This window comes from Vibrio sp. L85 (assembly GCF_963871815.1).
In the GTDB taxonomy this organism is placed as follows: domain Bacteria; phylum Pseudomonadota; class Gammaproteobacteria; order Enterobacterales; family Vibrionaceae; genus Vibrio; species Vibrio harveyi.
On the sequence record NZ_CAWMYL010000243.1, the window covers coordinates 230,495 to 255,299 of the forward strand.

A 24,805-nucleotide genomic window follows, 5' to 3' on the forward strand; every position below is an offset into this window, starting at 1 on the left:
CCGTAATAAAGCACAGTAGCATGTTGGGTTTAGGTGGTTTGGCGATAGGCGATTTGCTATTATCGCCACCCCAAAATGACTTTTGAGTTTGTATTCAACATGATTCAACAACTGCTGTTAACTTTTCCTCCAATGCTGTTTGGCGCTCAAGCGCTGTTGACGTTGCTTTTGATCAAAGGTGATATTTGTCCTGGTCAACGTGGTCGTCTGCACAAGATGCTGCCATCTATAGGTATTCTTTGGTTGGCAGTAGCGTCGCTTCGTATTGAAGCATTCATGATCGTATTCGCGATTTTCTACTTCTACTCTCAAGTTCAAACTAAGAAGACACGTGAGAAAGGTCCGCTATGGGCGTTGCATCTAGCGAATGGCTTAGCGTTTGCGTATGTGAGTATCCAAGTATTCGAGCAAGCGCATTGGGCGGCTTCTGCGTCAATGGCTGTCATGATTTTCTTTTTGGGGGCAGTATTTGCTCAGTTGCTTCTCGTTATCGCGCGCAGTCGTTTGCAAGCTTTCCACCGCATTCTACCTGTGGCTGGTGTGGTATCGGGTATGTTGCTAGTCGTGCTGACCTTGTTTTCCGCATATCAACTTGATGAAGCAACACTGAACTCAGTCACACAGCACATCTTGGCGTCGCTAGCCATGTTGATCATAGCGATTGTGGTTTGGTGTTGGCACATCTTTACGCACAAAGCACCGAATAAGGCTCAGCTTGCTGCTGCGCTGCTGCTTGCCTTGGCATCCATGACAAGTCTCCAAGGCCTGTTTCTACTTGGCGCGTAAGCTGCTGGGTTATCCTTTCCCCATACAATTTCACAAATGAGCTCGGGATTTAGACCGAGCTCACTTTCAAATCATTCGATTAAGTCTACGCTTTAGTTATAGCCTCTATTTGTTTAGAGCGCGCCTAGACGCATGTGCTCAACAAAACCCTGAGGCTGAATACCTTGTCTTAGAGGAGTGTCGCTATGGACTTAAGCAATGTGAGTAACTGGGACAGCATTATTTTGCTGGGTATCGTCAATGAAAAGCTGCGCTTAGAATGCGACAGTTTCGAAGAGCTGGTTTCTATGTACGAGATGGATGTTGAATCGGTCGTGGGCAAGCTTGATATGCTCGGCTATCAATATGACCCACTTACCAATCAGTTCAAATCTTACGAACGCTAATCTTGTCTCTATATCTGAATCATTAAGCCATCTTGATGCCATCAAGGTGGCTTTTGCATTGTTGGCGTGCCGTGGCAAAGAATGCTTGTAGGTAGCGCTTCTCCTTTTCTGAATTTCGTGTTGCGGCAAACAAACGACGCCATAACCCATTACCAAAAGGCTTACTGGTGATGAGCCCTTGGCGCGAAAACTCTGAAATCGCCCAATTAGGCAGCGCGGCAACACCTAACCCTGCAGACACCATTTGCACTAACATCAAAGTATTATCTGCTTGCTTCCACTTCGCAGGTTCAACCCCCGCTGGCTGCAAAAAGTGTTTCACGACATCTAATCTCTGTTTCTGAACCGGGTAGGAGAGCATGGTTTGATCGGCAAGATCTTCTGGTTCAATGATGTCTTTATTGGCAAGCGGATGGCTGGTGGACGTGATCAAACGCATTTCGAAATCAAACAGCGGCTCATAGTGTACTTCTGAGCGTGGTTGAATGTCGGATGTGATCACCAAGTCAAGCTCTCCGGCAAGTAACGCAGGGAGAGGTTCAAAACCAAAACCGGAAGAGAAGTCGAGCGTGACACTTGGCCAGGTAACTTGGTATTCCTTCAACGCAGGCATCAGCCATTGAAAGCAAGAATGGCACTCGATAGCCATATGTAAACGTCCATTGACATCTTCTTTCAAGCTCGCGAGTTCATTCTCTGCTCGGGCGAGTTTGGGTAAAACGTCATCGGCAAGACGAAGTAATATTTCACCTTCGGATGTGAACTTCACTGGTCGTGTTTTACGCAAAAACAACTGACCACCGATGCGAGATTCAAGATCTTTGATTTGGTGAGAAAGAGCGGATTGCGTCAGGTGCAGTGCTGTCGCGGTGGCCGTGAGTGACCCTGTGTCTCGTAACGAGGTCAGAGTGCGTAAGTGTTTCAACTCTATCATGAATCCCATTCATCCTTGTGTTTCTACCATGAGCTTTATTAACTTACCGATAAAAATTGGATATGTAAACGTCTAGACGTCTATTTGTTTTGGGAGATTACGAGTGAGCGCTCTCATTATGAATTTTCCTAATAAACAAGTTGAATAATTGGATGTTGTTCAATTAGCCCCTCAGAGAGATAGTTTTAGCCATCCAGACATCTTGGTGAAATTTAATCTCGATGTACTGACTCAAACATCAGACACTGAAAAAGGAATACGGACATGACAACGACAACGCATATTCTTGGATACCCACGCATTGGCGAAAAGCGCGAGCTGAAGTTTGCACAGGAGAAATACTGGCGAGGAGAAATTGAACAAACTGAGCTTAAACAAGTAGGGGCGACACTTCGTGAAAAGAACTGGGCTACTCAAGCTGAAGCAGGATTGAGCTTCGCGACGGCTGGCGATTTTGCTTGGTATGATCATGTATTGACCACCACTCTGCTGCTAGGGCACACACCAAAGCGCCACGCTAATGGCTTTCCGGATTTAGACACACTATTCAAAGTCGGGCGTGGGCAATCTCAAGCGGGTTGCGATTGTTCTGGGGCGGCTGCGTCTGATATGACCAAGTGGTTTAATACCAACTATCACTACATTGTGCCGGAGTTCAGCAAAGACGATAGTTTTGAAGTCAGTTGGCCTCAATTGTTCGAAGAGGTGAACGATGCCATAAAACTGGGTCATAACGTGAAACCCGTTTTGTTGGGGCCATTGAGTTACCTGTATTTAGGAAAAGAAATCGAAGAAGATTTTGATCGCCTCACCTTATTGCCAAGATTACTAACCGCTTATCAAGCGATTCTGTCCAAATTAGCAAATCAAGGCGTCGAATGGGTCCAAATCGATGAGCCGATTCTTTCTCTGGAGCTTGAAGAGAAGTGGGGCGACGCATTCAAATTGGCATATCAAGTCATTCGTAGCGATGTCAAAGTTCTACTTACTACCTATTTTGATTCGGTGAGTGACACGTTAGATAAGATTGTCGAATTGCCAGTTGATGGCCTTCATATCGATTTATCCGCGTCACCTGAGCAGCTTGATGAGGTGGTGGAAAAACTGCCACAAGGCTGGGTACTTTCTGCGGGTGTGGTGAATGGTCGTAATGTATGGCGCTCTGACTTGAGTGCGCAGCGTGAACGTTTGCAACCCGTTAAGGATAAACTTGGTGACAATCTATGGGTAGCCAGCTCTTGCTCACTGTTACACAGCCCTGTGGATTTGGATCTTGAGCCAGCGCTCAGTGATGAAGTTAAAAGTTGGTTTGCGTTTGCCAAACAAAAAGTCACGGAAGTTGCGTTACTTGGTCGTGCGCTCGATGGTGACCACAACGCGATATTGGCGTGTGATACATATAGCCAACCAATTAAAGATCGCAAAACGGCTGCTCATGTCAACAAGCCACATGTACAAGCCCGCTTGAATAGCATCTCAGCATCCTTAACTGAGCGCAGCGCACCCTATACAGAGCGAGCTGCGCATCAAGCGGAAGTGTTAGGGTTACCTCTACTACCAACGACGACGATTGGTTCCTTCCCTCAAACCAGTGAGATTCGTGTTCAGCGCAGTGCGTTTCGTAGTGGTCAACTTTCGACGGATGACTATCACCAAGCGCTAAAAGGGCACATTGCAGATGCGGTTAGACGTCAAGAAGCCCTCGATCTTGATGTATTAGTGCACGGTGAAGCAGAGCGTAACGATATGGTGGAGTACTTTGCAGAAAACTTAGCAGGGTTCCAGACGACGAAGTTTGGCTGGGTTCAAAGCTACGGTTCTCGTTGCGTTAAGCCTGCTATTGTTGTCGCAGATATTGAACGTGAAAAACCAATCACGGTTGAATGGTCAACTTATGCTCAGTCTTTAACGAATAAGCAAATGAAAGGGATGCTGACAGGACCAGTGACAATTTTATGTTGGACTTTCCCTCGTGAAGATATCACCCGTAAAGCAATTGCTGACCAACTTGCTTTGGCACTGCGCGATGAAGTGTCTGATTTACAACAGGCTGGCATCAATATCATTCAAATTGATGAACCTGCTATCCGTGAAGGTTTGCCACTGAAAAAACGTGACCATAAAGCGTATCTGCAATGGGCTGTCGATGCATTCAAGATCGCGGCGGCAAGCGCTAACCCAGAAACGCAAATTCATACGCACATGTGTTATAGCGAGTTTAATGAAATCATTGATTCTGTTGCCGCGTTAGATGCAGATGTGATTACCATTGAAACTTCGCGCTCGAACATGGAATTGCTCAAAGCGTTCGAAGACTTCAATTACCCTAACGAAATCGGTCCGGGCGTTTACGATATTCACTCGCCGAACATTCCATCGGAAGAATGGATCGAAGAGCTAATCAAGAAAGCGGCAGAGAAGATTCCTGTACAGCGTCTGTGGGTAAATCCTGATTGTGGATTAAAGACGCGTAACTGGTCAGAAACAGAAGCTGCGTTAGCGAATCTAGTCTCCGCGGCGAAAAAGCTACGAGCGGAGCTGGTTTAGTCGTGAAGATTGAGTAGAAACGAAAAAGCGAGGGGATAGCCCCTCGCTTTTGCTTGTTTGTGATTGGATTAAGCTAATCATTCCAACCTTTACTGTGGCTTTTGACTCGCCGTACAGGTTTGTTCTGAAACCAACTCGTCTGCCATCAACTGACCACGAGAATTTCTAATTTTAATGCGGTACATCAAGCCCATATCGATCTGTTCACGCACTGTTGGTGTGTTGCAGTAAGTATAGATACTGGTGTTCAGTACTTGATTTAGTGGTTTTGCACCGAGTGCATCGTCGTTATAGATCATCATCATCTCAACCACATTTTTGTTGGATGATACGCGTAGGATCTTGAGTGGACCGTATTCGAGCGGTAAACCCGCAGAGAGAACGCCTGCACGATTAGATGCCATCAATTCAAGTTGACGCTGCTTATCATCATTCGATGAACAACCCGCCAAGGCACCTAATGCGAGGAAGAGACACAGTAATTTTTTCATAACTTAAAACACTTTTTTGAACGGTTTTACGATCACGTTTTCGTAAACACCCGTCGCAATATAAGGATCCGCATCAGCCCAAGCTTGCGCATCTTCCAAAGATGCGAACTCGGCGATTACGGTCGAGCCAGTAAAGCCCGCTTCACCTGGATTGTCAGAATCGATAGCTGGCATTGGACCGGCGGTCAACAAGCGACCTTCGTCATGAAGCTGTTGCAAGCGCTCAAGATGTTGAGGGCGAACACTCAGACGCTTTTCCAATGAATTCTCGACGTCCTGAGAAAAGATGACGTACCACATAGCATAGTTCCTTAATCGGTGGGGTAAAGCCTTAATTTAACGCCTTTTTTGTGCCTCTCACAAGTCAACATAAGAAATTGTGAGCTTCTTCCTAGCATTTGGTCCCTTTCGGGGGCTTTGTTACTTCAGAATTGGGCGAGGCTTACCATCACTGTCGATAGCGACATAGTTAAAGGTGGCATCACAAACCATGAAGCGGTCTTCAACACCATCGACTTTGACTGGTTTTACCCAAACCTCTAGATCAACGCTCATCGAAGTGCGACCAATTTTACTGCATACGCCGTAGCAACATACAACGTCCCCAACGCTAACAGGCTTTTTAAAGGTAATGCTGGAAACTGACACAGTAACAACGCGACCTGAAGATATTTCTTTGGCCAAGATTGCGCCAGCTAAGTCCAACTGAGACATGATCCAACCGCCGAAGATATCGCCGTTGGCATTGGTGTCGGCCGGCATTGCCAAAGTACGAAGCAGTAATTGCCCTTTAGGTGAATGACCTTCTTCACTCATGATGACATCCTAATATTTCTAATATGCAAAAAATGGAGCAAACAACAAAACAGCGACCCTTGGGTCGCTGCGAATAATCAATGTGCGCGGATTATAGCAAAACTGAGTTTTTAATCATCAACCGATACATCGGATGAGTTTTCTTTCTGCTCTTTGTCGTCTTTTGGTAGATGTTTGTAGATATAAAAGCCTGTTGCAATCATATAAACCACTGTCGCAATCAATAAGCCAAACACCTTAAAGTTAACCCATACATCAAGCGGTAAGGTATACGCGATGTAGAGATTGAATACGGCGAAGAAGGAGAAAAAGCCAACCCAAGCCCAGTTTATTTTGTTCCAGACGGCGTCAGGTAGCGTTAATTCTTTGCCTAACATGCCTTTTATAGCGGATTTCCCCATGGCGTGACTTACCGTTAAGCCAACGGCAAACATGACGTAAACGATGGTTACTTTCCATTTAATAAAGTTGTCGTCATGCAGGAAGATGGTCATACCACCGAAGACCGCCACCATAATGAAAGTGACCAGTTGCATCTTTTCCACTTTTTTGTACAAGGCAAATGTCACAACCAACTGGATTGCCGTTGCGACAATCAATGCGCCTGTCGCCACATAAATGTCGTACATCTTGTATAGGGCAAAAAAGATAATCAGAGGGATAAAATCAAGGATTTGCTTCATATGGCAAATACTACCTAGTTGTTGAGTTGAGGACAGTCTAGCGAAATCTGAGGCAAAGTGAACATCTATATACCCAAGTGACTTCAAGATGCAGGATTCAGAGCGTTGTCATTGATTCGAGAACAAGGAAAACAACGCAGTGTAATAGCCACCTCTTTCCAAGTTGTTTGACGCAGTAATCGGGTCAATGACACGCTCCCAAAGGGCGAGTTGTCTTGGCTTGTATACTTTGTTGCCGATTCTTGATTTAGGCCCACTAGACCTTTAAATCGCCGCCGCGTCTACAAACCAAGTCATTCTCGCTGAACCTAGCATCTCGAGGTTACTTGGGTATAGGTCGAAAGGAAAATAAAATTGCCGCTCAAGAAGCGGCAATTTGAGGTAACAAGTAGGTTAGGCGACCTCTTGATATCGAGTAATGAGCGTTTTCACGTCCTCTAGATAACCTTCGCGTAGTAGGTTGTCGACGGTCGCTTCAAGCTCGTCATGACTCATGGTGAAACATGTTGATTTGCCGGTCATTAAATTCAGGTACTGGTGATACTCTTCTTCGGTGTAATGTCCAACACGGTCAAGCAATAAGGTTTTGATGCCGTGGTGTATCAAGCCGTAATATGTGTGTCTATGAAGCATCATGTTCACTCCTTATCAAGCGACTCTTCCTTGTTGTTGAGGGCTTGAATCAATGGATAATTCGATTTGTACTTCAGTAATGCATATCAGGTGCCAACTATTCGCTCTGTGTTTCAAAAGTGTGCGAAGCCGCGTCCTTATCTAGCCACTCTTTGAGAACATGACGTAGAGCAGCCAAGGTGGTGGGCTTCTCTAACCGTCCATCCATGAGCTTACTAATCATCTCCAGTTCACGTTCTCCGGACTCTCCAGATAAAGCGATGATAGGGGTATAAGCGGACATTGCTTTGATGTGCTTACTCGCTTCAAAGCCATTCATCACAGGCATCTGCACATCCATTAGAACCAAATCCACGGAGTGGTTTTTAAACATTTCAACGGCATTCTCACCGTTGTTGGCTTGCAGACTATTCACGCCGAGTTGGTTTAAATACATCTTCACCAACGCACGTTGCACCTCTTTGTCATCAACAATGAGTACTGTTGGTGCATCTTTATCTATTGATACGTTGTCAACGACGTTTTGTTCAGTGCGTGGCTGGTTTTGTTTCCAGTCATTGAAATACGGAGTCCGCAGTGTTTCTGCTTTCGGTGCGTTGGGCACAACAGGGAAATACAGATGGAATTCAGTAAACTCACCGCGCTTCGATACACATTCAATTCGTCCACCAAACGATCGCATGACGCGTTGACAGTAGCCCAACCCTAAGCCACTGCCGCCACTCTTTTGATGTGAGAAAAAGTCATCAAAAATTTTATGAGAAATGGTTTCGTCTATGCCTGGACCTGTATCTCGAAAGATCAGTACGTTCTCGTAAGAACCGGTTTTGGTGCTGATCTCAATTTGACTGTCTGGATAAGAGTCAAAATAGTAAATTGCGTTGCGAATGAGATTGAAAATGACAAAGTTGAATAAGGTTTCATTAAGTTTTGCCACAAAGTCAGCGTGTTGCGGTAAGCGGATTCGTTCAATAATCTTCTCATTTTCAAAACCGTAGCGACTTACGGCTTGGTCTACAGCCTTATGGATAGAGGTCATGGCAATCGGCTCGTGCTCAGGTGAGCTATCACTGACCTCGCGCAAAATGATATCGATTAATTGGCGGCCGCGTTGGATCGCTGTTTGTCCATTCTCAATATCAACCAAGATCTGTTCGGTCGGTGCTTGAGATTCGATGTGCTGCTTTAAGGCTTCAAATTGCAACTGCACTTGGGCGAGTGGGTTGCGCATCTCGTGAGCAATCGAATTGGCAAGTGCTCGGCTTTGGCGAATACGGCGATCTGCTTCGATCGTGCTTTGTACTCGAGTAAGCAGCGTCTGCAAGGCGGAGATTTCCTCGTTAGAGAACATCTGATTGTTGATTTTATGCGGCGAGACCAATAGGTGCGTGACAGATTTACCCTGACCAAACAGCGGCATCACCAATGCTGTATTGTTCGAACTCATCTTATCGTAAAGCGCTTTCATTGAACGCTTAGCTGGAACTTTGTATTCAAGTTCTTCAGAAAGCTCATCAAAGACAAGCACTGAATTGTTTGATGAAAGGTAATCTTCGTAGAATGTTTCATTGTAGTTACTGGTGACCAGGCGCAGCTTGTCATTAGGAATCTGCAGCAGTGTCCCTAAGCGGCGCATTGCATCATCAATTGAGAGTTTAAAGTCCTCTTCTAGCGCCAATATTTGTTGGACAGGTGTCTTTTTATCACCGTAAATCAGGAAAGAGGCGTAACGGCTTACGCGTTTGTATAGCAAGCCCCAGGTGATCCCGATTAAAGCGCAGATCGGCGTGGCAATTAACCATTGGTTATTGTCAGTCATCGGGATAAAGATAGCCCCCAATGGAAGCACGAAAATAGCACATACTAATAAGGCACTTAACGTCATGTACGCTAGGTACTTCACGCTGTAGAAGCGCGAGGTCAGCAGTGCATACCCGACAAAGAGCATCTCACTGATCGACAGCGCGGGTGGCAACCATGTCAGAGAGAAATCACCCAAGAAGTAGGTCATACCAAGATGAATGGTCGCGGTAGAGAGCATGAATACTAAAATGCCCGCGATCATGTAGTTGGTTTTTGCTAGCGTAAGTTTGCTGCTGTTTGCTCGCATGGCGACGAGGTTGACCAAAGTGAGCACAACGAAACTGACCAAACCAATAAAGAAATAGGACGTGTGTGAGCCAAATTCGATAACAAACTGGCTAGGACCTTCAATATCGACGTGTTCGACTGTCAAATCTGGACGCAAATTGATAAACAGTGAATACACCGTCAAGGTGACAAAGATACCTTGCTGCCACAAATGCACTTTGCCTTTGCGTTGCTCTGCCGCAAGCTGGCAAGAAAAATAGTAAGCAAAGGAGAAAGCAAAAAAGGATGCTAAGTTAGCAAACTTCGCCATAAAGATACCCGCCGAAGCACCAAGCTCAGGCAAGAGATTGGTATGGAAGTAAGCGTTACTGCTGATCCACGCAATGATACACACTGAATACGCAATGTAGGGCGCATGGTGTGTACCAAAGATCACTTCGTTCTTTTGTTTGAGTCGATAGCAGTAATAGCTTAACCAGATCATCACCACCGCCACTGTCGCAAGTAACGTGATGGCTTTGGTGTAAACGATTGCCTCTAAGCTGAGATCAAACATGTTCGTCCCTTTCGACCGATTTGCCTTTTCTTATCGCACTTACGGTGCGTTTGTAGTGGCGAAAATCGATGTTATTGAAGGCTTTGACCATCATTTCAAAATTCCAAAATCCACGGTAAGTCTGTTTACCGTCATTGTTTAGGTCGCAATATCCCGAATGGAAATACGCTTTCTCATCAATTGCTTTATAAAAGTTGAGCATGAAAGGTTGCTCAATGATTGTGAAGCCGACTTTGTAACCTGCTTGGTGCAAAACACTCATTAATTCTTTTTGAGCAAGATAGAGATAGTAGAGCTTTTGTTGAGCATTTCCACTTACCGTCAGTCGCAATACTTCGCATACCGATTTTTTATCAGATAATTGTAACTTGAATTCGTTATCAAATTCTTGGAGAGAGTAACACTTTGACAGTGTTGGCGATGTAAACAGCTGTAAGCGAGCTAGGGTCTCTTCTGCGTGCTCTGGTAAGCAATAATGCCACTTTGCATTGCTAAACTGCGGCGCATAACTTAGCCATGTATTGTGTATCTGCCAATCCTGAATCAAAGCTGAAGCAACGAGCGTTGGACACGATTCTTCATCAGGGTGCTTGAGTAAGATGAAGTGCTTACCGACTTGAGATAGAAAGAGTAAAGGCAACATTTCGTACCACTTTTCACCTTGTATAAAAAGCTCAAGATTACTCAATGTAATTGCATCACTGATTGACATTGCATGCGGATGGCTGGGGATTTGTACCGCAAGTTGCGCATCTTCTATTCGCTCAATCAATACGCCGTAGTACGCGCTGTCCTTAAATGGCAAGGAGGGCGAAGTAGGGGCAGACGTTGTGAATGGAGCTTTGGCTTTGATCGCGGCAATTTCGCACGCGCACCAAAACTCGAGCCAATGCATGTAACATTGACCGACGACTTTTTCTAGCAAAGCAATATCGGCTGAAAGTGTGCTTGGGTAACGTTGCACAAGATCTCGATAGTCCATCAATTCGAACAGCACAGAAAAGCTGTTGTCCTGATGTTCAGGGAAGATAGAGACTAATTGGTTTCTGCGATAATCAGTAATAGTCTGAAATAGAGCAGCGCGCTCATGCGGTTGATATGCGTTGATGACGAGTTCAAGCAATGCTTGCTGTTTTGTTTCGATAGGCAGACAGCTCGTCGACAGCGAGCCTAAAGACGACGTAAATTTCATGGTTCAACCTAGCCTAGGTTTATTGATTTTTTATGTTTATGGCTCCCTTATATCACTTGAGAAAAAATATGCCATTGGTTTCTATTTAAATGGTTACTTACTGCAATGTTAAGTACAAAAAAAGCCGCTCTTTTGAGCGGCTTGTTTAAAATGCGTTCAGGCTTATGCTTCTTGCTTTTGAAGCTCAACTTGTGCCGCTTCTTCTTCAACTAAAGCATCTACGATAACTGCACATGCAGCGTCACCGGTGATGTTTAGTGCGGTACGAATCATATCGAAGATACGGTCTAGAGCGAACAATAGTGGCAGACCTTCGATTGGAATACCTGCAGCAAGCAGTACTGCAACGACTAGGAATGACGGGCCTGGAACACCAGCTTGACCTACTGCACCTAACGTTGAAGTCACGATGATAGCGATGTACGCACCCATGCCTAAGTCGATGTTGAACAGTTGCGCGAAGAAAATTGCAACCAGACCATAGTAAATTGCGTTACCGGACATGTTGATGGTTGCACCAAGAGGAAGAACAAAGGATGCTGTTGAGTTTTTAACGCCCAGCTCTTTCTCACACGTATCCATTGTAACTGGTAGTGTCGCCATCGATGAAGCTGTAGACAGGGCAACCGCTTGTGGCTTCTTCATTGCAGATACGAACTTTTTCGCCGATGTCTTAGTGAAGATGTGCACCATTGCTGGGTACACAACGAAACCGAAGACAAGGATTGCTGCAACGTAAACAACGAAAAGCTTGAACACTACCATTAGAGCGCCAAACCCGAACGTACCCACAGCTTCAGCCATAAGACCGAATACACCAATAGGGGCAATAATCATGACCTTGTTGATCATCCAAACCATTGCGTCAACGATGCAGTTTACGCCATTGATGATTGGTTCACGGCGTGCTTTTTCTTGTTTTGAAATCGCAATACCGAAGAACATACAGAACACAAGGATCTGAAGGATGTTCGCTTCGTTTAGTGATTGGAAAACGTTCGTTGGAATCATACCAGTGATGGTAGCCCAGAAAGTAGGTAGTTCACCTTTTGAAGCGTACTCAGCAGAAAACATGCCTTCAACGCCAGAAACGTCGATACCCATGCCCGGTTGGAATACTTCACCCATAAACAGCGCTAGTGCAACAGCGAGCGCTGACGTTAGACCGAAGTAACCTAGGGTTACTAACCCCACTTTACCTGCAGATTGGCTGTTACCTAGACCAGCCGCACCTGAGATCAGCGCCACTGCAACCAAAGGGATCACAAGCATTTTGATCAGGTTGATAAAGATAGCACCAAGCGGCGCGAATACAGTCGCACTTTGACCCATGAAGGCACCAACGGCAGTACCCACGATCATTGCAATGACGACTTGCACGCCAATGTTGTTTAGCAAACTCTTTTGTTTTAACACTTCCATAACCTCTGTGCTAATAATATGTAAAATCCTAAAATTACCCACCAATCTAAAGTTGTTATTTGGATAATTATATCGCCTTGCTTTTTACACTTATCATTCACAATTAGCAATACAATTTCCGTACAAACTGACCAACTAACTGGGAATTTATTGATGAATGATAGTTTTTTAATCAGAGGCAAACGATTGCTATCGATCGTAGTGATATTTTTACTGGGTGATGTTTATAAAATAGATGGTAAGGAAGAGGAGAATTTAGAGAATGGATGTTAAAAAAAAGATCGATTCCGAATGGTTAATAAGGAATCGATCTCATATTCCACAAATCAGTAATACGTTATTTTTGTGTTGCAGCTTTCATTGCTGATACAAACTCGCCAAGCTTGTTGAGCATGGTTTGCGGTTGCTCTACGTTTGCTTCAATGATCTTCACAACAGCCGAACCAGAGATAGCACCTGCAGCACCTGATTCTAGTGCTTCTTTTACTTGAGCTGGCTCTGAGATACCAAAACCGAGTAACGCTGGTGGCGCATTGAATTGGTTCAGCTTATCTAGCATATGACCAACTGGCATGTTTGCTTTGGTTTCTGCACCAGTAACGCCGGCACGAGAGAGTAGATAAGTATACCCACCGCCAAGCTCTGATACTTGCTTAAGCGTTTCGTCGCTGGCTGTAGGTGGCGCGATAAAGATTGGGTGAATACCAAACTTCTCAGCGGCTGCGACAAACTCTGCACTTTCGTTGGTTGGTACGTCTGCAATCAGAACAGAATCGATGCCCGCTTTTGCACAACGCTCATAGAAGTTCTCGATACCACGTGAGTAAACAAGGTTTGCGTACATCAGAAGACCAATTGGTAGCTCGGGGTATTTCGCTCGGATCTTACCAATTTGCTCGAAGCAGATATCAGGCGTAGCACCAGATTCTAGAGCACGAATGTTCGCCCCTTGAATTGTCGGACCATCTGCCAGTGGATCAGAGAATGGGATACCCAGCTCTAAAGCATCTGCACCGGACTCCACGAGCGTTTCCATGATTTGGTAGGACTGTTCAGCGTTTGGATCGCAAACCGTTACGAACGGTACAAACGCGCCTTGGTTTTTCTCGTTTAGGCGCTCAAACATCTTTGCATAACGGCTCATTAGATCGCTCCTTTTTCTTCTAGGATGGCGTGCACAGTGAAGATATCTTTATCACCACGACCTGATAGGTTTACAACTAACAATTGCTCTTTTTCTGGGTTCTCTCGAGCCATACGCAGGGCGTGTGCCAGTGCATGAGAAGATTCGAGAGCAGGAATAATACCTTCATGACGCGCAATTTCTTGAAATGCTTCTAGTGCTTCATCATCGGTGACGTTGTCATATTCGGCACGACCAATAGCGTTGAGATGCGCATGCTGTGGACCTACAGATGGGAAGTCTAGACCCGCAGAAACAGAGTAAGACTCTTCTACCTGACCGTTTGGATCTTGCATCAAAGGTGCTTTCATACCAAAGAAGATACCCGTTTTACCGTGCTTAAGTGGTGCACCATGTTGGTCTGTATCGATGCCTTTACCCGCAGGTTCTACACCAATTAGGCGAACGCTTTCTTCTTCGATAAAGTCAGCAAACATACCAATCGCGTTTGAGCCGCCACCGACACACGCGATAACGGCGTCAGGAAGACGACCTTCACGTGCCAAAATCTGATTCTTCGTTTCTTCACCAATCATTCTCTGGAAATCACGAACGATCGTTGGGAATGGGTGAGGACCTGCAGCTGTACCTAGTAAGTAGTGCGCGTCTTCGTAAGTTGCAGACCAGTCACGTAGCGCTTCGTTACATGCGTCTTTAAGTGTTGCTGAACCTGAGTGAACCGGAATTACTTCAGCACCCATGAGTTTCATACGGAATACGTTCGGGCTTTGACGTTCAACGTCTTTTGCACCCATGTAAACACGACATTTCAGACCAAGTAGCGCACACGCTAGTGCAGTTGCTACGCCGTGTTGACCTGCGCCGGTTTCTGCGATGATTTCGTTTTTACCCATGCGTTTCGCAAGCAGCGCTTGACCTAACACTTGGTTAGTTTTGTGTGCGCCACCATGAAGTAGATCTTCACGCTTGAGGTACAGTTTGGTTTTCGTACCTTTAGTTAGGTTACGAGTTAGAGTCAGAGCTGTTGGACGCCCCGCATACTCTTGAAGAAGCGTCATGAATTCACTGCGGAATTCTGGATCTTCTTGTGCGTCGATAAACGCTTGCTCTAGTTGCTCTAAGGCTGGAACTAGAATTTGCGGAACGTACTGACCGCCGTATTCGCCAAAGTAGGCATTCAGTTTTGCCATCGTGATATTCCTTCTCGTATTTTTTTCGCTACGAATAGCTTTAAATTTTTAGCTACAAACAGCTTTAGTAGTTGCGAATTGCATTGAATGCCGCGAGCAACTTCTGTGAATCTTTCTTACCTGGTGCGCTTTCTACACCAGAATTTAAATCTAGTCCCAAGCAGCCCAAATTTGCTGCTTGTCTTGCATTCTCTGGCGACAACCCGCCAGCCAGCATAATTTGACTTGGGTCGCCGATCAGTGACCAATCAAACACGTGACCTGTTCCGCCTGTTTGAGTGCCAACTTGAGCATCCAAAAGGTGGCGGTCTATGTTATCTACAAGCAGTTCTGGCTTGGCATCAGTAACGCCGTAAGCTTTCCAGATTTCAACACCTGATGGCAGCTCTGCTTTGAGTTGGTTGACGTAAGCTTGATCTTCTTGACCGTGCAGTTGGACTGCTTTTAACCCCAGAGAGGTCACCATTGAAGCTACAAAGTCGATGTCGTGGTTTTGGAATACACCTACATAATGAAGAGGTGCGCCACTCATCGTTAGACGAGCACTTTCCAGATCCACAGCACGCTTTGACTTTTCAACAAAAATTAGACCGCCAAACACTGAGCCAGCTTGGTATGCCTTTGCTGCATCATCAGGATGAGTTAAGCCACACACCTTGTTTTCACCCAACGTCACTTTACGAACCGCAAGCTCTAGGTTGTCTTCTGCCATCAGCGAGCTACCAATCAAGAACCCGTCTGCGTATTCCACTAAATCACGAACTTGTTGATGCGTATAAATGCCAGACTCTGAAATCACGGTTGCGTTCGGTGCTAATTCGCGAATTGTTGGTGCCAGTTCTTTAGTACGATTCAAATCAGTACTTAGGTCGCGCAAGTTACGATTATTGATTCCGATAACACGCGCTCCTAACTTAACCGCGCGATGAAGCTCTTCTTCGTTGCTAACTTCAGTCAGAATACCCATGTTTAAACTGTGTGCCGCTTCTTCTAGCGCTTTGTACTCTTCGTCATTCAGGACTGAAAGCATCAGCAATACGGCATCGGCGCTGTAATGACGCGCTAGGTAAACTTGGTAGGCATCTACCATAAAGTCTTTGCACAGAACGGGTTGTTTGACTTGACCACGCACTTGAGGAAGAAAGTCAAAGTTACCTTGGAAGTACTTTTCGTCTGTTAATACCGAAATGGCATCAGCATGGTTGTTATAAACCGATGCAATGTAATCCAAGTCGAAGTGATCACGAATCAAACCTTTAGAAGGAGATGCTTTCTTACATTCGGTGATGAATGCCGTCTTTTCGCCACTCAGAGCATCGTAGAAGCTGCGGTCCGATGGCAGCAAATCAGACTGAAATGTGCTTAGCGGTTGAGACACCTTACGGTCTGCTACCCATTGATATTTGTCGCGGACAATTTTCGCCAGTACTTCTGCCATTTCTGCTTCTTTTTTAGAAACGTGTTCAGACAGGTTGTCAGCTTGCTGAGTGTTGAAGTCAGTCATGTTCTTCAATTCCTTAAGCGTGTGCGGCAAGTTGTTGTACCAATTGGTACGCCTTGCCTGAATTCATTGCCTCAATCGCTTGTTGCGTGTTGGCTTTTAAATCTTCGTGACCGAATAGACGCATTAGCAGAGCAACGTTCACCGCCACTGCACCCAATTGTGCGTCTGTACCTTTACCCGTCAGGATATTGGTAATGATCGCCTTGTTTTCTTCAGGATCGCCACCTTTGATTGCTTCTAACGGGTGCGCTTCTAGACCGAAGTCTGCTGGTGTTAGCGTGTACTCAGTGATCTTGCCGTCTTTGATTTCTGCAACCGTTGTTTCGCCATGAATCGCGACTTCGTCCAAACCACTTCCGTGTACCACTGCGGCGCGCTTCATACCCATTTGTAGCATGGTTTCCGCGATAGGACGAACCAGTTCTTCACTGTAAACACCCATCAATTCGATGTTTGGACGAGCTGGGTTAATCAGCGGACCAAGAATGTTAAAGATGGTGCGTGTTTTCATAGTTTGACGCACAGGCATCGCATGGCGCACACCACCGTGGTATTGAGGTGCAAATAGGAAAGCAACACCGATATTGTCGACCGCTTTGCGCGTATCTTCTGCGCTCATGGCTAGGTTGATACCAAATGAATCAAGAAGGTCAGAAGAACCCGATTTGCTTGAAACGCTGCGGTTGCCGTGCTTTGCCACTTTTAGACCACATGCTGCAGCAACAAATGCCGCGGTGGTTGAAATATTGATGGTGTTGTGACCGTCTCCACCAGTACCTACGATATCTGCGAAATCGTAATCTGGGCGAGGAAATGGGTTTGCGTTTGCCAGCAGTGCTTTTGCCGCACCCGCAATTTCATCCGGTGTTTCGCCTTTGATTTTTAGTGCAGTCAGTGCTGATGCCATCAAAATCGGATCGAGTTCACCACGGATGATGATGTCGAACAGTTGTTGGCTCTCTTCCTGAGTCAGTGACTCTTGCTCGTACAACTTGGTAATAATAGGGTTGATGATTGCTTCCATATTTCCTCTCCTAAATTTCTTATGTGCCAAGCGCTTTTTTAAGCAGTGAGGGGATTCACTGAAGTTTGTGCTTCGAGTGCCCATTCAATGGCATTGGCCAACAGTGTCGCTCCGTAGGTCGTCATAATAGATTCCGGGTGGAACTGGAACCCGCAAACTTTATCTTCTTCATGTACAACAGACATGACCAAATCATCCACTTCTGCTGTGATGGTTAGGCTCTCAGGAACCTTGGTTGCAACTAACGAGTGGTAACGTGCAATTGCAAGTGGTGATGGTAGGTTTTGGTAAATCGCATGGTTTTGGTGCTCCATCATAGAGACCTTACCGTGAATGATTTCGCCTGCACCAGCAACGGTACCGCCGTAAGCTTCAACAATTGCTTGGTGACCAAGACAAATACCAATCATAGGAACTTTGCCTTTCAGCAATTGAATTAGCTCTGGCATTGAGCCTGCTTCAGACGGCGCACCAGGACCTGGCGATAGCAGTACTACAGGGTTCTCAAGCTCATTCACTGCTTGTTCAATGGTTTTTGCTGGAATGTTGTTTCGGTAAATCTTGACTGAGTGACCTAGCGAGCGGAACTGATCCACAAGGTTGTAGGTGAACGAGTCAAAGTTATCGATAAAAATGATATTAGCCATCTCTGAACCCTATTCCTTATTGTGACTTATGTGCTGCTTGAATAGCAGAAATTACCGCTTGGGCTTTCCCGCGTGTTTCGTCTGCTTCTGCTTGTGGATCAGAATCAAACACCACACCTGCGCCTGCTTGAACTTGAGCAATGCCGTTCTCAACATAAGCTGAGCGGATAACGATACAAGTATCTAATGTACCTTCGCCGGTAAGGTAACCTACTGCGCCTCCGTAGCTACCGCGGCGTGCGCCCTCTACATCACGAATCAACTGCATTGCACGAATCTTTGGTGCGCCAGTCAGCGTGCCCATGTTCATACAAGCTTGGTAAGCGTGCAGGGCGTCTAGATCGTTACGTAGTTGACCAACGACACGAGATACCAAGTGCATTACGTGGCTGTAGCGGTCGACTTTGAGTAAGTCTGCGACGTGACGAGTTCCAGCTTGAGCAATACGTGCGACGTCATTTCGTGCTAAGTCGACTAGCATCATGTGCTCAGCGTTTTCTTTCATGTCAGTGCGCAATTCGAGTTCGATACGGCTATCCAAGTCAAAATCGATATCACCGTTTGGACGTTTGCCACGGCGGCGAGTCCCTGCGATTGGGTAGATTTCAATTTGGTTAGTGTCTGTTTCGTACTTGAGCGCACTCTCTGGTGATGCTCCGAATAGAGTGAACAGCTCGTCTTGCATGTAGAACATGTAAGGGCTTGGGTTGCTCTGTTTTAGCTCTTTATAAGCTGTCAATGGAGAAGGGCAAGGTAGCGTAAATCGGCGAGACGGTACGACTTGGAATACATCCCCTTTTACGACGAACTCTTTTAGGTCACGAACGATTTGGCAGAAGTCATCGTCAGACACGCTTGGTCTAACTGTCACATCCGCGATTTGCTCTGCACTCGGCAGTAGTTTTGGTGCTGCGCATTGCGCACTGATTTCTGAGATGCGAGTTTCTAGCGCTGTTTTTTCTGAATCATCAACAAATAAAGTTGCTTGCAGCTGACAAGATTCTGTTTGGTGGTCCACAACCAGCAGTGTTTCGGCGACGTAGAAAACGTAATCTGGGCATTGGTTCGTGGCTTCTGCATTGCCCAGTGGTTCGAAGTTAGCGACCAAATCGTAGGCAAACAAACCACCAAGGAAAATCGCGTGTTTGTCTTGGTCCGAGATATCGAAGCTGTGCTGAACCAAACGCAGCGCATCAAATGAAGAGGCTTCACGCAGTCGAGAGTCTTCATCTAGCGTGTCGCACGGGTGGGTGAAATCTAAAGTCAGTGTTTCGCCATCGAGCTCACTCTCGACATCACCACGGATGTTTTGGTTTAAGTGAGTTAGTAGGTTCTTACCGTTATTGGTCAACGCTTGCATCTTGACAGTGTGACCGTAACAAACGATGCGTACGGCTGAATCAACAATCAACAGCGACTTCAAATCTTGCTTTGAATCGATCTCAGCAGATTCCAGCAACAGACTGTCAGTTTTGTTCTCACATAATGTGTGGAACAAGCGAGTCGGGTCTTGAGTATAAGGGACGGAAGCCGTCAGTACTTCAAGCTGTCCAAGTTTCTTAATTTCAATGGCCTTGTTCACAAGACCTCCTTATAGCTGTTTTATATCTTCCTGCCGTACATAGTCGCATAAAGCAAACGTTCACCCAATCTAGTTTTGGTCATATCCGATGAATGTTTGAGCAGTTAACTGTGAGGTAGACGGCAAAACAAAAAGCCCGCTGAAGTAGCGGGCTTTGTGACATTTCATTCGTTAAACTAGAAGTACACGTTCGCCCACCAAGAACTTGTCCAAGTGCGCCACCAAGCTAGATCAACAGAATTCATCTTATTAAGACGATCTGCAACTTTCGCTTCCTGGTTTTGGTTAAATTCTTGTAACATGGTGAGCCTTAAATTAGGTACTTCGTATTTGTGTACTAGTTAACTAGTGCAGAGATAAAAAGTCAACCCCAAAACAGCATTAAAACGACAAAAAAATGAGAATTGATTTACACAGCCACACCACTGCATCAGATGGTCGCTTTGCACCACATGATCTAGTAGACAGGGCATTGAGTTTTGATATCGAGGTTTTGGCGATCACGGATCATGATACGGTTGACGGCTTAGCTCCGGCCAAGCAATACGTTGAAGAAAATAATCTTCCGATAAAAATCATCAACGGTATCGAGATTTCCACGGTTTGGCAGAATAAAGATATTCATATTGTTGGGTTAAATATTGACCCGGACAGCCCAGCGTTGGTTGAGTTAATCGAGCAACAAAAAAAGCATCGCGTTACACGTGCAGAGCTTATTGCGGAACGTTTACAGAAGGCGACCCGTGAAGGTGTGCTGGAAGAAGTGCAGCAAATAGCTGGTAATGCGCCTATTACCCGTGCGCACTTTGCTAAGTGGTTGGTCGACAACGGTTACGCCAAGACCATGCAGATGGTGTTTAAGAAGTTTCTGACGCGCACCAATCCGGGTTATGTCCCACCAAACTGGTGTTCAATGAAAGATGCGGTAGATGCTATTCATGCCGCGGGTGGTCAAGCGGTACTCGCGCATCCGGGGCGTTACCAACTGACGGCAAAGTGGGTAAAACGCTTATTAGCCGCGTTTGTTGATGCTGGTGGAGACGCTATGGAAGTGGCGCAACCCCAACAAGCGCAACAAGAAAGACGCAACTTGGCAGATTATGCTATACAATACAAACTATTAGCGTCTCAAGGCAGTGATTTTCACTATCCATCACCGTGGATGGAGTTGGGAAGAAACCTTTGGTTACCTTTGGGCGTAGAGCCAGTTTGGAAAGATTGGGGAATTGACCCTTCTCTAGAAAGCGCTGAATAAGACGGAGTCTAGACTCCATAAAAAAATATAGAGCCGAGAGGTTCGATAATGAGGAATTACAATGAGCCAGTTTTTTTACGTTCATCCAGAAAACCCACAGGCTCGCTTGATCAATCAAGCAGTAGCAATCATTCGTAACGGCGGTGTTGTGGTGTATCCGACCGATTCCGGTTATGCACTAGGCTGTCAATTGGAGAACAAGCAGGCGTTAGAACGCATCTGTCAGATTCGTCGTCTGGATGACAAGCATAACTTTACTTTGTTATGTCGTGATTTGTCGGAGTTATCTCTGTATGCGCGTGTTGATAACGCCGCATTCCGACTTCTGAAAAATAACACACCTGGTCCTTACACTTTTATCTTCAAAGGCACAAAAGAAGTGCCGCGTCGTTTGATGAACGCGAAACGTAAGACCATTGGTATCCGTGTTCCAGATAACCGTATCGCACTTGATCTGCTTGAAGCGTTAGGCGAGCCAATGATGTCGACGTCGCTGATCTTACCGGGTAGTGATGTTACTGAGTCAGATCCTGAAGACATCCGCGATAAGCTTGAGCATGCGGTAGATGTGATCCTTAATGGCGGTTATCTTGGTGAGCAACCAACGACAGTGATTGATTTCAGTGAAGGCGATGCTGTTGTAGCACGTGTTGGTTCGGGCGATCCTGCACCATTTGAATAGTTCGCTCTATTGGTAATGAAATAAGAAAGGGAGGCACAGAAGCCTCCCTTTTTATTTTTAATAAAGCCTATCGCTGAGCATTTAGCTTATGCGAAATCGAAGATATCAATGCCGTGGTGTTCGACGTAGTTCATGTATCCCGCATCAATGCCTTTTAGTGTGACTTCAACATTGAACTGATCGCTTGAGAATACAGCCCAACCGAAATCATTGTAAGACAGAGTCAGATCGTCGGCGGAATCCAAGAATGTATCGCGAATGCCGTCGTCATTGGTGTCTAGACCCATATCAAAGACCAACTTGTCGTGGCAAATATTAAAGTCGAGAATTTCTGCTTTTACTTCAATGTCGTTTGATGAGACGGGTTGGTCTGGCACACCGATGGCAAGGCGATTGGTCATTACGAAAGTGTCATCACCGCAACCTCCAGCGATCACCGAATGACCGTCACCGACCACGACGGTATCATCGCCCCAACCAGCGTTGATGAAGTTGTTACCTGAGTAGTCAAAAATCGTATCGTCGCCGCAACCACCAAACAACAGGTCGTTGCCTAGACCGCCAGACAGAAAATCATCACCAGAGCCACCTGAGATGAGATCATTACCTCGGCCACCTAACAGGTGATCGTCACCACGACCCCCATAGACATAGTCATTACCGCCGTAACCAACAAACTTATCATCGCCGCCGAAGCCAACAAAAATATCGGTCGTGTTCGAACCTAATGTGCCCGTTAGGTCGTCATCTGCTGCCGTACCAAATATCCAATTCAGGTCAAGATTTGTATGAGACATTTATTATTCCTTTGTTTTGTTTGAGGGAGCTAGCAAGCTATTGGGTTTTCTTTGTTACCACTCTGATAATTTTATCAGGTAGGTCAGGTTTTTAGAGGTGAAAGGCGACCTATAATAGTGCGGTTCTCGATGGTCTTTGTCTGGTACTAAGTTGGACAAATTGATGAGGGAAGTGTGAGTTTATGGCCGATATTTTGCTACGCCAATGTCGACGATTTCGCTTACATTAAGTCGTAGAATCTCGTATAATGTCCGACCGAAAAAATCCCAATAGGTTGGGTAACTTGCACAATGAAGACCAATTCTGGTCTCGACGTCTGTGAAGACGACACATAGGTAGATAAATGAGCGAAAAGTTACAAAAAGTATTAGCACGTGCTGGACACGGTTCTCGTCGTGAGATCGAATCGTTAATTAAATCTGGTCGCGTTAGCGTGAACGGAATCGTAGCTAAACTTGGTGAAAGACTAGAAGATGAGAACAGCGTAGTTCGTATCGATGGTCACATTGTGTCTGCAAAGGCACAAGAAGAAGTGATCTGTCGTGTATTGGCTTACTACAAGCCAGAAGGTGAACTATGTACTCGTCACGACCCTGAAGGTCGTCGCACTGTTTTCGATCGTCTGCCAAAAATTCGTGGCTCTCGTTGGATTTCAGTTGGTCGTCTTGATGCGAACACATCTGGCCTACTGCTTTTCACAACTGATGGTGAATTGGCAAACCGCCTAATGCACCCAAGCCGTCAGGTTGAGCGTGAATACCTAGTGCGTGTGTTTGGTGAAGTGAACGAGAAAAAAGTTCGTAACCTAGTAAGTGGTGTAGAACTTGAAGATGGTATGGCTCGTTTTGAAGACGTAGTACACGCGGGTGGTGAAGGTATGAACCACACGTTCTACGTAGTAATTAACGAAGGTCGTAACCGTGAGGTTCGTCGTTTGTGGGAATCTCAAGAATGTACGGTTAGCCGTCTAAAACGTGTTCGTTACGGTGATATCTTCCTAGACAAGAAACTACCTCGTGGTGGTTGGATGGAACTTGACCTGAAAGAAGTGAACTACCTGCGTGAGCTTGTAGAACTTCGTCCAGAGAAAGAAACCATGCTTGATCTGAACAAAGACAACACATCACGTAAGCGTGAACGTGCTCGTAGCCAAAAAATCCGTCGCGCAGTTAAGCGTCACGAAGAGCGTGTTAACACACCAAAAGGTCGCAGCAACAATCCTTCTCGTCGTAAGCCGAAGAAGACTGCAGGTGACCAAGGTGCACGTAACAAGCATCGTTAATCGATAGCAGAAAATCAGAAAGGCTTGCCAAATCGGCAAGCCTTTTTCTTATCGAGCCTTTTTCTTATCGAGCCTTTCGAGCTTATGAGCTTTCATGTCTTTCAATCATGCTTGTGCAATTAATAAACATAAAAAAACACCAGCATGAGGCTGGTGTTTTTGATCATGATAGGGAAAGCGTTAGTCACGTTTCCAAAGCATATGACAGAACTTATGTTCTGGGTCTCGACTGATTAGCATACGAGCAAAAACGTCATCAAGCACGTCATTTTCCTCGTTTACTAAGCCGATTCGAACTTCTGCATACACTTCTTTGTCGATATCGAAGCCTACGTGTTCAACCCAGTCATCACCAGTTTCAACAAGTTCTGCGGCACCACGATCTTCAAATTGCGCAGTAAACAGAATGACATCAGCGGGCTCTAGGTTATCTGGAGCCATCTCAAGGAAGATGTCGTACGCAGCGTCGATAACGTCGTCGTAAGAAATCAAATCAGACATGCTTATGCTCGGCTCATGTATTTACGTTCAGTCGTGTTAATGATAACACGGTCACCAGTTGCGATGTATTCAGGAACTTGGATTACAAGACCTGAAGCAAAGCGTGCTGGTTTAGTACGTGCAGATGCAGAAGCACCTTTGATTGAAGGGTCAGTTTCTTCAATCACTAGCTCAACAGAAGATGGTAGTTCGATACCCACAGCAGCACCGTTCACAAGGATAATGTGGATACCTTGTGTGTCTTCGTTGATGAACAGCATGTCGTCTTCAACTTCATTGTGCTTGAATGTGTATTGTGAGTAGTCTTCGTTGTCCATGAAGATGTGCTCATCGCCGTCAGCGTATGAGTACACAACTGCACGTTTGTTCATTTCTACTGTTTCAACAACATCATCAGACTTGTAACGCTCGTCTACACGAGCACCAGTGTTCAGATCTGTACAACGCATTTTGTAGATTTTAGCGCCGCCACGACCGCCAGGAGTCGTTACTTCGATGTCTTTAACTAGAAGAGTTTTACCATTAGACTCGATTGCGAAGCCTTTTTTGATTTCACTTGCCTTTGGCATTGTATTTTCCTATTACACTTATTAAGCAAAACTTGGTGATTATAGCGCTAAGTTCTTTGTCTGGCATTAAAATTCCACTCAGTAATTTGA

25 protein-coding genes and 1 other annotated feature are annotated in these 24,805 nt (G+C 45.6%); of the genes, 6 read left to right on the plus strand and 19 right to left on the minus strand.

The window, feature by feature from the left end:
• The first annotated feature begins 75 nt into the window (after positions 1–75).
• Positions 76–786 (plus strand): hypothetical protein, encoded by a 711-nt coding sequence (locus tag AACR11_RS23870; RefSeq protein ID WP_017189428.1) that lies wholly within the window; start codon positions 76–78, stop codon positions 784–786.
• A gap of 185 nt (positions 787–971) precedes the next feature.
• Positions 972–1,172: a DUF4250 domain-containing protein gene (locus AACR11_RS23875; RefSeq protein WP_005445023.1), complete on the plus strand. Its 201-nt coding sequence runs from the start codon at positions 972–974 to the stop codon at positions 1,170–1,172.
• 22 nt (positions 1,173–1,194) lie between these two features.
• Here AACR11_RS23875 and metR read toward each other — a convergent pair whose 3' ends face one another.
• Complete coding sequence (metR, locus tag AACR11_RS23880) at positions 1,195–2,106, minus strand: HTH-type transcriptional regulator MetR (protein ID WP_009699336.1); 912 nt, start codon at positions 2,104–2,106, stop codon at positions 1,195–1,197.
• A gap of 264 nt (positions 2,107–2,370) precedes the next feature.
• Here metR and metE point away from each other — a divergent pair, with 264 nt between their 5' ends.
• Positions 2,371–4,653, plus strand: coding sequence for a 5-methyltetrahydropteroyltriglutamate--homocysteine S-methyltransferase (gene metE, locus AACR11_RS23885; RefSeq protein WP_079325148.1), 2,283 nt, complete (start codon positions 2,371–2,373; stop codon positions 4,651–4,653).
• An 89-nt stretch (positions 4,654–4,742) separates the two neighbouring features.
• On the opposite strand, the gene AACR11_RS23890 is transcribed toward metE, so the two are convergent.
• The 15 genes from AACR11_RS23890 to AACR11_RS23960 all read right to left on the minus strand — a co-directional run bounded on the left by AACR11_RS23890 (position 4,743) and on the right by AACR11_RS23960 (position 19,930).
• Positions 4,743–5,144 carry a GspS/AspS pilotin family protein gene (locus AACR11_RS23890; protein WP_005445026.1) on the minus strand — a complete coding sequence of 134 codons (402 nt, stop codon included), beginning with the start codon at positions 5,142–5,144 and terminating at the stop codon, positions 4,743–4,745.
• Between the two features lie 3 nt (positions 5,145–5,147).
• Positions 5,148–5,444, minus strand: coding sequence for a YciI family protein (locus AACR11_RS23895; protein WP_029790937.1), 297 nt, complete (start codon positions 5,442–5,444; stop codon positions 5,148–5,150).
• A 120-nt stretch (positions 5,445–5,564) separates the two neighbouring features.
• Positions 5,565–5,960, minus strand: coding sequence for an acyl-CoA thioester hydrolase YciA (gene yciA / locus AACR11_RS23900; protein WP_005445028.1), 396 nt, complete (start codon positions 5,958–5,960; stop codon positions 5,565–5,567).
• Between the two features lie 110 nt (positions 5,961–6,070).
• On the minus strand, positions 6,071–6,643 hold the full coding sequence (locus tag AACR11_RS23905; protein WP_005445030.1) for a septation protein A: 573 nt from the start codon (positions 6,641–6,643) through the stop codon (positions 6,071–6,073).
• Between the two features lie 393 nt (positions 6,644–7,036).
• Entirely contained in the window at positions 7,037–7,279 is a 243-nt protein-coding gene (locus AACR11_RS23910) for a hypothetical protein (RefSeq protein ID WP_009698417.1), read from the minus strand.
• 94 nt (positions 7,280–7,373) lie between these two features.
• Positions 7,374–9,923, minus strand: coding sequence for a quorum-sensing autoinducer 1 sensor kinase/phosphatase LuxN (gene luxN, locus AACR11_RS23915; protein ID WP_079325150.1), 2,550 nt, complete (start codon positions 9,921–9,923; stop codon positions 7,374–7,376).
• Complete coding sequence (locus AACR11_RS23920) at positions 9,916–11,115, minus strand: acyl-homoserine-lactone synthase (protein WP_029790938.1); 1,200 nt, start codon at positions 11,113–11,115, stop codon at positions 9,916–9,918. Before AACR11_RS23920 ends, luxN begins: the two co-directional genes overlap by 8 nt.
• Positions 11,116–11,277: 162 nt before the next feature.
• Positions 11,278–12,537 carry a dicarboxylate/amino acid:cation symporter gene (locus AACR11_RS23925; protein WP_005445037.1) on the minus strand — a complete coding sequence of 420 codons (1,260 nt, stop codon included), beginning with the start codon at positions 12,535–12,537 and terminating at the stop codon, positions 11,278–11,280.
• Between the two features lie 337 nt (positions 12,538–12,874).
• Positions 12,875–13,681, minus strand: a complete 807-nt coding sequence (trpA, locus tag AACR11_RS23930; protein WP_009698413.1) for a tryptophan synthase subunit alpha — start codon at positions 13,679–13,681, stop codon at positions 12,875–12,877.
• On the minus strand, positions 13,681–14,871 hold the full coding sequence (gene trpB / locus AACR11_RS23935) for a tryptophan synthase subunit beta (protein WP_005445041.1): 1,191 nt from the start codon (positions 14,869–14,871) through the stop codon (positions 13,681–13,683). The genes trpA and trpB overlap by 1 nt, the downstream gene beginning before the upstream one ends.
• A 64-nt stretch (positions 14,872–14,935) precedes the next feature.
• Positions 14,936–16,375, minus strand: a complete 1,440-nt coding sequence (trpCF, locus tag AACR11_RS23940) for a bifunctional indole-3-glycerol-phosphate synthase TrpC/phosphoribosylanthranilate isomerase TrpF (RefSeq protein WP_029790939.1) — start codon at positions 16,373–16,375, stop codon at positions 14,936–14,938.
• A gap of 13 nt (positions 16,376–16,388) precedes the next feature.
• Positions 16,389–17,399, minus strand: coding sequence for an anthranilate phosphoribosyltransferase (gene trpD, locus AACR11_RS23945; RefSeq protein WP_029790940.1), 1,011 nt, complete (start codon positions 17,397–17,399; stop codon positions 16,389–16,391).
• A gap of 38 nt (positions 17,400–17,437) precedes the next feature.
• Positions 17,438–18,046 carry an aminodeoxychorismate/anthranilate synthase component II gene (locus tag AACR11_RS23950; RefSeq protein ID WP_029790941.1) on the minus strand — a complete coding sequence of 203 codons (609 nt, stop codon included), beginning with the start codon at positions 18,044–18,046 and terminating at the stop codon, positions 17,438–17,440.
• Between the two features lie 16 nt (positions 18,047–18,062).
• Entirely contained in the window at positions 18,063–19,628 is a 1,566-nt protein-coding gene (locus AACR11_RS23955; RefSeq protein ID WP_005445049.1) for an anthranilate synthase component 1, read from the minus strand.
• A 126-nt stretch (positions 19,629–19,754) separates the two neighbouring features.
• Positions 19,755–19,858, minus strand: a sequence feature (Trp leader region).
• Positions 19,805–19,930, minus strand: coding sequence for a hypothetical protein (locus AACR11_RS23960; protein ID WP_005445052.1), 126 nt, complete (start codon positions 19,928–19,930; stop codon positions 19,805–19,807). (Overlaps the previous feature by 54 nt.)
• Positions 19,931–20,025: 95 nt before the next feature.
• On the opposite strand from AACR11_RS23960, the gene rnm reads away from it, so the two are divergent.
• Entirely contained in the window at positions 20,026–20,883 is an 858-nt protein-coding gene (gene rnm, locus AACR11_RS23965) for an RNase RNM (RefSeq protein WP_029790945.1), read from the plus strand.
• A gap of 61 nt (positions 20,884–20,944) precedes the next feature.
• Positions 20,945–21,565 (plus strand): L-threonylcarbamoyladenylate synthase, encoded by a 621-nt coding sequence (locus tag AACR11_RS23970; RefSeq protein WP_005445057.1) that lies wholly within the window; start codon positions 20,945–20,947, stop codon positions 21,563–21,565.
• Positions 21,566–21,651: 86 nt separating this feature from the next.
• Here AACR11_RS23970 and AACR11_RS23975 read toward each other — a convergent pair whose 3' ends face one another.
• Positions 21,652–22,362: a calcium-binding protein gene (locus AACR11_RS23975; RefSeq protein ID WP_009698409.1), complete on the minus strand. Its 711-nt coding sequence runs from the start codon at positions 22,360–22,362 to the stop codon at positions 21,652–21,654.
• A gap of 344 nt (positions 22,363–22,706) precedes the next feature.
• Between AACR11_RS23975 and rluB the strand changes: the two genes are divergently transcribed.
• Positions 22,707–23,645: a 23S rRNA pseudouridine(2605) synthase RluB gene (rluB, locus tag AACR11_RS23980; RefSeq protein ID WP_005445061.1), complete on the plus strand. Its 939-nt coding sequence runs from the start codon at positions 22,707–22,709 to the stop codon at positions 23,643–23,645.
• A 180-nt stretch (positions 23,646–23,825) separates the two neighbouring features.
• Here rluB and AACR11_RS23985 read toward each other — a convergent pair whose 3' ends face one another.
• Both AACR11_RS23985 and efpL read right to left on the minus strand, forming a co-directional pair.
• Positions 23,826–24,146, minus strand: a complete 321-nt coding sequence (locus AACR11_RS23985) for an HI1450 family dsDNA-mimic protein (protein WP_005431208.1) — start codon at positions 24,144–24,146, stop codon at positions 23,826–23,828.
• A gap of 2 nt (positions 24,147–24,148) precedes the next feature.
• Entirely contained in the window at positions 24,149–24,715 is a 567-nt protein-coding gene (efpL, locus tag AACR11_RS23990) for an elongation factor P-like protein EfpL (RefSeq protein ID WP_005445063.1), read from the minus strand.
• Positions 24,716–24,805: the final 90 nt, after the last annotated feature.